Here is a 10,145-nt window from a genome sequence, read left to right as displayed (position 1 = left end):
CCCCCCCCCCCCTCCCTCTCCACACCCCCCTCCCGCACTTACTGCCCCCGCCCCCCCCACCCCCCCCCCCCCCCGCTCCCACAAAAGCGCATGCCCCGCAAAGGGCAGTGCCGATCAGTAGCGGTAAGCGTGCGGCTTGAACGGGCCTTCGACGGTGACGCCGATGTAGTCAGCCTGTTGCTTGGTCAGCTTGGTGACCACGCCGCCGAAGCCGCGGACCATTTCCAGGGCCACTTCTTCGTCGAGTTTCTTCGGCAACACTTCCACGGTCAGGCGCTCGGCTTTCTGGGCTGGCGACAGATCGGCGTATTTCTGGCCGAACAGGAAGATCTGGGCCAGGACCTGGTTGGCGAACGAGCCGTCCATGATGCGGCTTGGGTGACCGGTGGCATTGCCCAGGTTCACCAGGCGGCCTTCGGCCAGCAGGATCAGGTAGTCATCGTTCTGTGGGTCGAAGCTGCCAGTGCCGGTGCGGTGCACCTTGTGGACCTGCGGCTTGACTTCTTCCCATGCCCAGTTCTTGCGCATGAAGGCGGTGTCGATTTCATTGTCGAAGTGGCCGATGTTGCAGACCACGGCGCGCTTCTTCAGGGCCTTGAGCATGTTGGCGTCGCAGACGTTGACGTTACCGGTGGTGGTCACGATCAGGTCGATCTTGCCCAGCAGGGCCTTGTCGATGCTGGCTTCGGTGCCGTCGTTGATCCCGTCGATGAACGGCGAAACCAGCTCGAAACCGTCCATGCAGGCCTGCATGGCGCAGATCGGGTCAACTTCGGACACCTTGACGATCATGCCTTCCTGGCGCAGCGACTGGGCCGAACCCTTGCCCACGTCACCGTAGCCGATCACCAGGGCCTGCTTGCCGGACAGCAAGTGGTCGGTGCCGCGCTTGATGGCGTCGTTGAGGCTGTGACGGCAGCCGTACTTGTTGTCGTTCTTGCTCTTGGTCACCGAGTCGTTGACGTTGATGGCCGGGATTTTCAGCTCGCCCTTGGCCAGCATGTCCAGCAGGCGGTGCACGCCGGTGGTGGTTTCTTCGGTCACGCCGTGGACTTTATCCAGCACGGCTGGGTATTTCTTGTGCAGCAGCTCGGTCAGGTCGCCGCCGTCGTCGAGGATCATGTTGGTGTCCCACGGCTGGCCATCCTTGAGGATGGTCTGCTCCAGGCACCACTCGTACTCTTGCTCGGTCTCGCCTTTCCAGGCGAATACCGGGATGCCGGCGGCGGCGATGGCGGCAGCGGCCTGGTCCTGGGTCGAGAAGATGTTGCAGGACGACCAGCGCACTTCGGCACCCAGGGCAACCAGGGTTTCGATCAGCACGGCGGTCTGGATGGTCATGTGGATGCAGCCGAGGATTTTTGCGCCCTTCAATGGCTGTTCGCCAGAGTACTTGCGGCGCAGACCCATCAGGGCTGGCATTTCGGATTCGGCGATGATGATTTCGCGACGGCCCCAGGCAGCCAGGGACATGTCGGCGACTTTGTAGTCGGTAAAAGCAGCAGGCGTGATGACAGCGCTCATGAAGAGCCTCCATTCGTAATGTATGCGAATGGGCGCCGTTGTGCGTTTAGTGTCCGTGCGGGTAGCCCCGTACAAACAACGCCCCATCCGAGCCTGACAGGTCGAGCCTGCTGCAGCGCCCCTCGGACAGGTGGCGGGAACGGTCCAAAGGGTGGACCGGTAAAGCGGTGGCGATTATAACGGGCTAATCGGATCTTCCAAAAGGGTTTCTGTCGGCAAATCAAAAATGCCGATGACCGTCATAGGGCCCGCGACGTAGAGCTCGGCCGTGGGGTCTGCCATGATGCGGCAATCCATCGGCCAGACGCTCAGGAGTGATCATGAATTTCCACACCCGCAAATGGGTCAAGCCCGAAGACCTCAACCCCAACGGCACGCTGTTCGGCGGCAGCCTGTTGCGCTGGATCGACGAGGAGGCGGCGATCTATGCCATCGTCCAGCTCGGCAACCAGCGCGTGGTCACCAAGTACATTTCGGAAATCAATTTCGTCAGTGCTTCGCGCCAGGGCGACATCATCGAGCTGGGCATCACCGCCACTGAGTTTGGTCGCACGTCCATCACCCTGACCTGCGAGGTGCGCAACAAAATCACCCGCAAGAGCATCCTGACCGTGGAGAAAATGGTCTTCGTCAACCTCGGCGAAGACGGCCTGCCCGCACCTCATGGCCGGACCGAGATCAAGTACGTCAAGGATCAGTTCAAGGATGATGTCGTCGAGTGAGGTCGGCGGCGCTGCTATCGCGAGCAAGCTCGCTCCCACATGTCATGTATGGGTTGTCACTGAACAGCGCTGGACGCCGCGTGTCGTAGGTACATCACGCCACGGCTTCAGGAGCTGTATGGACACCCACAAAGAAGGCAAGACCCCGGACCTTTCGGCTCAGGAACAGCACGAAGTCGACCGTAACCAGCCGCCGCGGGCGGCCGTGCTGCATGAAATCATCCGCACCCAAGGCAATCTGGAGCTGGAGCGCAGCGTTGCCGCGCTGTGGTGGTCGGCGCTGGCGGCCGGGCTGACCATGGGCCTGTCCCTGATGGCGATGGGCTTGCTCAATTCTCGATTACCGGATCACGAAGGTTTCAAAGTGATCGCCAGTTTCGGTTACTGCGCAGGCTTTCTAGCGGTGATTCTCGCGCGCCAGCAATTGTTCACCGAAAACACCCTGACCGCCGTGCTACCGATCATGAGCAAGCCGACTTTGGGCAATTTCGGCCGATTGTTCCGGTTATGGGGCGTGGTGCTGGTGGGCAACCTGTGCGGCACCTTGTTGGTGGCCTATGTGATGCTGCACCTGCCGATTTTTGATCGGCGCACCGATCTGGCCTTCCTGGAGATCGGTCGCAAGGTCATGGAGAACGACACTGGCCAGATGTTCGCGAAGGGCATCATCTCCGGCTGGATGATCGCCACCATGGTCTGGATGATTCCGTCCATGGAAAGCGCCAAGATGTGGATCATCATCCTGATCACCTACCTCATGGCGCTCGGGGACTTCACCCACATCGTCGTCGGCTCGGCCGAAGTGTCCTACCTGGTCTTTGCCGGGCAATTGTCCTGGGAAGACTTCTGGATGGTGTTCGCCGCGCCGACCCTGGCGGGGAACATCATCGGTGGCAGTTTTATTTTCGCCCTGATCAGTCACGCACAGGTGCGCAGCGAGACCAATACACCCCTCAGTCGGCAAGGCCTGCCGCCACGCCGCGATGACGACGCTGACGGTAAATAAAATACAACGCGGTCAGTACCGTCAGGCCGCCGACAGCGGCCCCGGCCCATGGTAGATCCGCCAGGTCGGCACCGCTGGCCACCACCAACCCACCCATCCAGGCCCCGGCCGCGTTGCCGAGATTGAACGCACTCTGATTCAACGTAGAGCCGAGGTTCGGTGCTTCGTGGGCCTGGTCGATGATCAGCAATTGCAGGATCGGGCACAGGGCGAAGGCGAAGACGCCCCACAGCACCAGCGTGATCGCCGCCGGGATCACCGACCGGCTGGTCTGGCTGAACGCGGCCAGCACCAGCACCACGGCCAGGGCCATGCCCACCAGCGCAGGCAGCAGGCGCCGGTCCGCCAGGCGCCCACCGAGGAAACTGCCGGCCGTGAGGCCGACGCCGAACAACAGCAGCATGACGGTGATGCCATGGGGGCTGACACCGGTGATGTCCTGCAGGATCGGCGCGATGTAGGTGAACACGCTGAACAAACTGGTGGAGGCCAGCACGCTCATGCCCAGGGCGAGCAATACGTTGACCTTGCCCAGGACCTTGAATTCGCTGGCCAGGTTGGCTTTGTCCATGGCGATTTCCTTGGGCAGCCAGACCCATTGGGCGATGGCGGCGATCACGCCGATGATCGAGACCGCCCAGAAGGTCGAGCGCCAGCCAGCGTATTGACCCAGGGCCGTGCCCAACGGGACGCCCAGCACGTTGGCCAGGGTCAGGCCGGTGAACATCATGGCAATCGCCTGGGCCCGTTTGTTCGGCGCCACCAGCCCGGCCGCCACCACCGATCCAATGCCAAAGAACGCGCCGTGGCACAACGCAGTGATGACCCGGGCGGCCATCAGCGTGGTGTAGTTCGGCGCCAGGGCGCAGAGCACGTTGCCAAGGATAAACATCAGGGTCATGCCCAGTAGCGTGGCCTTGCGCGGCATGTTGGCGGTGCCAATCGCCAGGATCGGCGCGCCGAACACCACGCCCAGGGCGTAGCCGGTGATCAGCAGCCCGGCCTGGGGAATGCTCACGGCCAGGTCCCGGGCGACATCGGGCAACAGGCCCATGATGACGAATTCAGTCGTGCCGATGCCAAAAGCGGCAACGGCCAAAGCAAGCAAGGCGAGTGGCATGCGCAAGGTCTCTGTCTGTAGTCTTGACGCCCGGATCAGGCATACGCATGCCGGCGCCCCGGTTCGAGTGAACGGGACAACAGCAAAATTATTGGTATTGGTGTATGCGCAACTGAGTGCGGCGTGATCGGTTTGCAGTATAAACGATAGCGAATCAATTCATGAGCCTTACTGGCGTAGGAGCTGACGAGTGCAACGAGGCTGCGATCTTTCCGCCGACAATTGAGTCTGAAGCGAAAGATCAAAAGATCGCAGCCTTCGGCAGCTCCTACGGGGGCGGTGGGACAAGACAAGGAGCGTGCCGTGCTTGCGACGGCCTTGGTGTTGGTAGCGGCGCTGTTGCATGCGGCATGGAATACGCTGATCAAGTTCAGTGGCGAGCGTTTGCTGGTGGTGGCGTGCATGGACAGCGTTGCGCTGCTGTTCGTCGCGTTGGCCCTGGGTTTCGTGGCATGGCCGCCATTGGAAATCTGGCCGTGGATCGTGGCGTCGGCGGCGTTCGAGCTGTTGTACCGTTATTTGCTGATCCAGGCTTATCGGGTCGGTGACCTGGGGTTGGTCTATCCCCTGATGCGCGGCCTGTCGCCGCTGGTGGTGCTGGCCCTGACGTTTATTTTCGCCGGTGAAGCCCTGACGACCCAGCAGGTCATCGGTATCTTGCTGATCCCGTTCGGCATGCTTTGCCTTTTGTGGCAGGGCGGTGGCGGCGACCGGCTGCCTTGGTCGATGCTGCCGGTGGTGGCGCTGATCGGCCTGTGCATCGGTTGCTACACCTTTATCGACGGACATGCTTTGCGGCGTTGGTCCCATCCGCTGGATTACCTGGTCTGGGTCACGCTGCTCAGCGCCTGGCCTTTCCCGTTACTGGCGCTGGTGAGCAAACGGCCGGCGTTCATGCGGTTCTGGCGCGAACAATGGCGGCTGGGGTTGGCGGTCGGATTCTGCGTATTGTTCAGCTACGCTCTGGTGCTGTGGGCCATGCAACTGGGCTCGATCGCCGAAGCGGCGGCGCTGCGGGAGATCAGCGTGATCCTGGTTGTGCTCTTTGGCATGCGCTACCTTAAAGAACCTTTTGGCCGGCCACGGCTCTTAGCCTGCGGGCTGGTGCTGATTGGCATGCTGGTGATGAAATCCTGACCGGCGCCTGATGCTCGATTCTGTATAAAACTCAAAAAGGAAAACGCGGTATGACGGTTGCCCTGTGGTGTGTGTTGATTGCTTTTCTCCTGCCTTATCTGTGTGTCGGGATCGCCAAGGCTGGTGGCAGATACCGGTTGCAGGATAACCATGATCCACGGGATTTTCTGGATTCCCTCGAAGGCGCGCCCCGACGTGCCTTCGCCGCGCAACTGAACAGCTTTGAAATCAGCCCGTTCTTTGCCGCCGCCGTGATCGTCGCTCACCTGGCCGGGAATGCCGAACTGGTCACCATCAACGTGTTGGCGGTGCTGTTCATCACCAGTCGCTTGCTCTACATCATTTGCTATCTGGCGGACTGGGCGATTCTGCGGTCGCTGGTGTGGTTCGTGGGGGTGGGGTTGGTCCTGAGTTTCTTCTTTGTTTCGGTCTGAGCCTGGTTTGGATTTTTAGGGCTTTGCTGGCCTCATCGCGAGCAAGCTCGCTCCCACAGTTGGTCTTTAGTGAATGCACGTCTTGTGTACTCACCCGATCAATGTGGGAGCGAGCTTGCTCGCGATGGGGCCGGGACCATCACCACATCTCTTCAGGGATTGGCGGCATTCGCCACCTGTGGCACTGACGGCAACGCCATGCCCTTGGGCCAGAGCATCCAGATCTGGCCCTGTTGCTTCATGTCCCCGGCCAACTGTCCGGCCGCCTCGCCCGTGCCCCAGAACAGGTCCGCCCGCACTTCGCCGGTGATTGCACCGCCGGTGTCCTGGGCGGCGACGGGCCGGTTCAGGACGCTGCCGTCGGGGCGCGTGGTGGATAGCCATAACAGGCTGCCCAGTGGAATCACCTTGCGATCCACCGCCACGCTGTAGCCGGCGGTCAGCGGTACATTCAACGAGCCTCGCGGGCCTTCGTTGCTGTCGGGGTTGCGGTTGAAGAACACGTAGCTGGGGTTGCTGCCGAGCAATTCGGGAATGCGATTCGGATTGGCCTTGGCCCAGGCGCTGATGGTGCCCATGGTCACATCTTCTTTCTTCAGTTCGCCCTGTTCGACCAGCCAGCGCCCGATGGGGCGGTAAGGGTGGCCGTTCTGGTCGGCATAGCCAATGCGCAACTGGCGGCCGTCAGTCAGTTGAATGCGCCCCGAACCCTGGATCTGCAGGAATTGCAGGTTCATGGGGTCGGTCAGCCAGGCAATGACCGGTGCCTTTACGCCATTGGTCTCGATGGTGGCCGCGTCGTCGTACGGCTTGAGCACCCGGCCTTCAAGACGGCCGCGCAGGCGTTTTCCCTTGAGTTCCGGGTAGATGCTATCCAGCGACACGATGATCATGTCGTCCGGCACACCGTAGACCGGGATATTCGCCGTGGCGGTCTGGGTGAGGCTGCCGGGGTAGACCGGTTCGTAATAGCCGGTAATCAGGCCGTTGGGGCTGTTGTCCCCCGAGCGCAGGCCATAGACGTCCAGGTTTTGTTTCAGGAAACTGCGTACCGCCACAGCCGTCTGCGGCACGTTGGCCGCCGCCGCGCAGGTCGCGCCCCACACCGCGTCGGCCTTGAGCCGGGTGCATGCGCTACGCCAGGAACCGAAACCGGCCAGCAGGTCTGCATCGGACACCGTTGGCAACGCCTCCCAGGGGGCGCTGACGTAGGTGGCGAGGGCGTGGGTCTGCGGTTCCTCGACCTTTTCACCGCGATTGCAACCGGCCAACAGGGCGATCAGCGGTAGGGTCAATGCCAGGCCTTTGTGCCAGGGCTTGATGCGGCTGTTCATGAAGATTTCCTTTGCAGCCATTCGAACACTGTCAGGTGCTCGAACAACCCGTATTGTTGATAGGGGCATTGGTCTTTAACGGTGATCCGAGGATACTAATCGCCGTTTCCTGCCCCGAGGCCAAGATGTTTGTAAAACGATTTTCCATGGCCATGCTGGCCTGTCTGATGTTGTCCGCCTGTGGCGGCGTCGATCCCAATTCTCCCCTGGGCCAGCGCAAGACGATCTTCAAGCAGATGCTCAAGACCAACGAAGAACTGGGCGGTATGTTGCGTGGCCGAGTACCGTTTGACGGCGCACGTTTCGCCGAGGGTGCGGCACAACTGGATCAATTGTCCCATGAGCCGTGGAAACATTTCCCGCAAGTACGCGAGCAAGACCACACCAGCGCCCGGGATGAAGTCTGGCAAAAACAGGCGCGCTTCCAGGAACTGGCCCGCAACCTTGAAGCAGCCACCGGTGAGTTGCTGATCGTCAGCAAGGTCCAGCCCTACCGGGCCAGCAACCTGGGGCCGGCGGTGCAGAAGGTCGAGGATGCGTGCAGTGCCTGTCATAAAGAGTTTCGGGATTATTGACATGTCTTGAAAGATCGCAGGCTTCGCCAGCTCCTACAGGTTGAATGCGATTCCCTGTAGGAGCCTGCGATCTTTGTTCACTTATCCAACTCATCCACCGCTTCCTGCAACTCCTTGCGGGAAGCAGCCAGCTTGTCCTTGCGCTTGTTGATCCGCTCGGCATCGCCTTTCTTCATGGCTTTTTCCAGGTCGGCCTGGCGCCGGCTGACCTCGTGCTTGGCATCGAGCACCTTGTTTTCCCGCTCCTTGCGCAAGGAAGCATCGGTGCAATGGGTGGTAACTTCGTTCAACGCAGTTTCCAGACCCGCCTGCTGATCCTGGTTGCCACGGGACTTGGCCAGTTCGATCTGGTTGATGATGCCCTGGCGCTTGGCCGCGCAACCGGTGAGTTCCGGGGTTTGCTCGTCCGCCATCAAAGGGGCGGCCATGGCGCTGCACAAGAGCAGCAGGGCAGCGGGGGACAGGAAATTCATAGCAACTCCGTAAAAAATCGCGAGCGGTCGGTGCAGATGCGCTGTTGGAACGCATGCTTGCCCCTTGGGTTCAACCGCACGGGGGTCGGATTAAAAACCGTCGATCCCGGCGGTGCGTAATTCGTCACTCAAGGCCAGTACCTGTGGGTCGCGAAAAAAGGCGCTCAATTGCGCGGCGCGTCCCGGTCCGATGCCGGCTTCGGCTTGCCATTGTTCGGTACTGCGTTCGGCCAGCTTCTGCCACGGCCCTTCCAGTCGTGCCTGACCGCTGGGCGGCAGGCCCAAGGCCTTGAGCCAGTGTCCGAAAGGGCGTTGTCGGGCGCTGTCCAGGCTGGCGAGCAGGCGGGCGCTACTGCGCTCGCCGAAGCCGCCAATGTTAGCAAGCTCGGCGGCATCGAGGGTCAACCAATCCAGTAATCCGTTGAGTCGACCGGCAGCCAGGAGTTTTTCCCAGGTGCCGGGGCCGACATGGGGCAGGGCAAGGCCGTGCTTGCCGCTGAGCCAGTTCAGGCGTGCGAGGAATTGGCTTTCACAACCGGGCGTCGCTTGCCAGCAACTCAGGAAGTGATGATCGCTCGCCGTGGGGGCATTGACGTCCTGGCGTTCGAGGCTGCGCAGTACCACCTCGTCGAGGCGTGGGATGGTCAGCCCGGCCAGGCTGATGGCGACCCGGTCGCCGGGGCGGATGTCCATCTCCTCCCAGCGCTTGAGAGAACTGACGCTCACCCGGCGAATCCACCGGTCGTCGAGCCGGATGCGTTCAAGCTCCAGTACGGGGGTGATACGCCCGGTACGACCGACCTTGAAGTGCACCTTGCGCACTTCGGCCAAAGCCTGGGCATACGGATATTTCCAGGCCACGCTCCAGAACGGCGCCCTGGCCTGCCAGCGGTCGGCAGGTGGGCGGCGGCTCTGGCGCAGAACGATGCCGTCGCTGGCGAAGGGCAACGGTGTGCGATACCAGTGGTCGCGCCACTGCTGGGCATCGGCCAATGCCCGGACGGGCTGGTGGTAGTCGCGGGTGTCGGCGAAACCCAGTGCGTTCAGCCCAGTCATCCGTTCGGGCAGGGTGTCGGGCCCTTCAGGCCAGTCCCAGACAAACAGCCCGATGGAGGATGCCTCCTGCGTCGTCAAACTGCTGCGCGCCATCAAGCCCGCCACGGTTGCACGGGCGTTCAGGCTGCCGCTGCGGGCTTGGACATGCGCCTCCAGGCGCCAGTACAACTCACCTTGGACGACCTGGTCCACGGGCTGGCTCAGTTGTTGCGGGATGGCGCCGATCTTGCGCGCATTTGGGGTCCAGTCATGCCCCTGGACGCCATCGCCGCGGCTGATCGCCTGGTGCAGGCGGCCCTTGCGGTAAACCAGGGAGACCGCCACGCCATCGATCTTCGGCTGCGCCCAGACATCCTCCCGACCCTGCAGCCAAGCCTCCACGGCGTCGGCATCCTTGAGTTTTTCCAGGCCGGTATGGACGATGGGGTGTGGCACCTTTCCGCCCGCCGAGCGCAGGGGATCATCGGGCGCCGCGAGATGGAAGCAGCCGCGCCATTGGCCCAACTGGTTGCGGGACTGGTCATAAAGCTCATCGGCCACCAGCGTCTGGCCGAGGCGATGGTAACTGTCGTCCCAGGTGTCGATCTGCTGTTGCAGTGCGGCGATCTCGGCCTGGGCGCGTTCAACAGGCCAGTCGGGACAGGGCGCAGCAACCGCGGGAATAGCGATGAAGACGAGACAGGCGAGGGCATGCAGGTACGGTGGCATCGAAGCATCCTTGCTTGGTTGAGTACCTCAAGGCTAGTCAGTGTCTTGATCGTTGC

General features: G+C 61.8%; 10 protein-coding genes and 1 riboswitch. Of the genes, 5 read left to right on the top strand and 5 right to left on the bottom strand.

The features are described from left to right. Positions 1-114 precede the first annotated feature (114 nt). The gene (gene ahcY / locus ACIPQ1_RS03505) at positions 115-1,524 is read right to left on the bottom strand and encodes an adenosylhomocysteinase (RefSeq protein ID WP_186729200.1); all 1,410 of its coding nucleotides are present in this window, start codon (positions 1,522-1,524) and stop codon (positions 115-117) included. 23 nt (positions 1,525-1,547) lie between these two features. Beyond that, positions 1,548-1,654, bottom strand: a riboswitch (S-adenosyl-L-homocysteine riboswitch). A gap of 190 nt (positions 1,655-1,844) precedes the next feature. Here ahcY and ACIPQ1_RS03500 point away from each other — a divergent pair. Next, on the top strand, positions 1,845-2,246 hold the full coding sequence (locus ACIPQ1_RS03500) for an acyl-CoA thioesterase (RefSeq protein ID WP_072346269.1): 402 nt from the start codon (positions 1,845-1,847) through the stop codon (positions 2,244-2,246). 118 nt (positions 2,247-2,364) lie between these two features. Beyond that, positions 2,365-3,252, top strand: a complete 888-nt coding sequence (locus ACIPQ1_RS03495) for a formate/nitrite transporter family protein (RefSeq protein ID WP_411385859.1) — start codon at positions 2,365-2,367, stop codon at positions 3,250-3,252. On the opposite strand, the gene ACIPQ1_RS03490 is transcribed toward ACIPQ1_RS03495, so the two are convergent. Further along, positions 3,200-4,372 (bottom strand): MFS transporter, encoded by a 1,173-nt coding sequence (locus ACIPQ1_RS03490; protein WP_411385858.1) that lies wholly within the window; start codon positions 4,370-4,372, stop codon positions 3,200-3,202. The two genes, ACIPQ1_RS03495 and ACIPQ1_RS03490, sit on opposite strands and share 53 nt — an antisense overlap. 303 nt (positions 4,373-4,675) lie before the next feature. Between ACIPQ1_RS03490 and ACIPQ1_RS03485 the strand changes: the two genes are divergently transcribed. Next, positions 4,676-5,509, top strand: coding sequence for an EamA family transporter (locus tag ACIPQ1_RS03485; protein WP_250963799.1), 834 nt, complete (start codon positions 4,676-4,678; stop codon positions 5,507-5,509). 50 nt (positions 5,510-5,559) lie between these two features. After that, on the top strand, positions 5,560-5,943 hold the full coding sequence (locus ACIPQ1_RS03480; protein ID WP_186707089.1) for an MAPEG family protein: 384 nt from the start codon (positions 5,560-5,562) through the stop codon (positions 5,941-5,943). A 152-nt stretch (positions 5,944-6,095) separates the two neighbouring features. Here the strand turns inward: ACIPQ1_RS03480 and mltA are convergent, their stop codons facing one another. Next, a complete protein-coding gene (gene mltA / locus ACIPQ1_RS03475) occupies positions 6,096-7,277 on the bottom strand; it encodes a murein transglycosylase A (RefSeq protein WP_446533608.1) in 1,182 nt (393 codons plus the stop codon). A gap of 125 nt (positions 7,278-7,402) precedes the next feature. Between mltA and ACIPQ1_RS03470 the strand changes: the two genes are divergently transcribed. Further along, positions 7,403-7,852 carry a c-type cytochrome gene (locus ACIPQ1_RS03470; RefSeq protein ID WP_250963802.1) on the top strand — a complete coding sequence of 150 codons (450 nt, stop codon included), beginning with the start codon at positions 7,403-7,405 and terminating at the stop codon, positions 7,850-7,852. A gap of 77 nt (positions 7,853-7,929) precedes the next feature. On the opposite strand, the gene ACIPQ1_RS03465 is transcribed toward ACIPQ1_RS03470, so the two are convergent. Beyond that, entirely contained in the window at positions 7,930-8,325 is a 396-nt protein-coding gene (locus ACIPQ1_RS03465; RefSeq protein ID WP_186707092.1) for a DUF1090 domain-containing protein, read from the bottom strand. 90 nt (positions 8,326-8,415) lie between these two features. Further along, positions 8,416-10,089, bottom strand: coding sequence for an NAD-dependent DNA ligase LigB (ligB, locus tag ACIPQ1_RS03460; protein WP_411385853.1), 1,674 nt, complete (start codon positions 10,087-10,089; stop codon positions 8,416-8,418). Positions 10,090-10,145 lie beyond the last annotated feature (56 nt).

It is taken from the genome of Pseudomonas sp. LARHCG127, from assembly GCF_052871455.1.
This window is presented reverse-complemented; position numbering and strand designations above follow the sequence as displayed.

Coding starts and splice junctions, on each gene's coding strand:
- ahcY (WP_186729200.1), bottom strand. CDS start 1,524: ATGAGCGCTGTCATCACGCCTGCTGCTTTTACCGACTACAAAGTCGCC.
- ACIPQ1_RS03500 (WP_072346269.1), top strand. CDS start 1,845: ATGAATTTCCACACCCGCAAATGGGTCAAGCCCGAAGACCTCAACCCC.
- ACIPQ1_RS03495 (WP_411385859.1), top strand. CDS start 2,365: ATGGACACCCACAAAGAAGGCAAGACCCCGGACCTTTCGGCTCAGGAA.
- ACIPQ1_RS03490 (WP_411385858.1), bottom strand. CDS start 4,372: ATGCCACTCGCCTTGCTTGCTTTGGCCGTTGCCGCTTTTGGCATCGGC.
- ACIPQ1_RS03480 (WP_186707089.1), top strand. CDS start 5,560: ATGACGGTTGCCCTGTGGTGTGTGTTGATTGCTTTTCTCCTGCCTTAT.
- mltA (WP_446533608.1), bottom strand. CDS start 7,277: ATGAACAGCCGCATCAAGCCCTGGCACAAAGGCCTGGCATTGACCCTA.
- ACIPQ1_RS03470 (WP_250963802.1), top strand. CDS start 7,403: ATGTTTGTAAAACGATTTTCCATGGCCATGCTGGCCTGTCTGATGTTG.
- ACIPQ1_RS03465 (WP_186707092.1), bottom strand. CDS start 8,325: ATGAATTTCCTGTCCCCCGCTGCCCTGCTGCTCTTGTGCAGCGCCATG.
- ligB (WP_411385853.1), bottom strand. CDS start 10,089: ATGCCACCGTACCTGCATGCCCTCGCCTGTCTCGTCTTCATCGCTATT.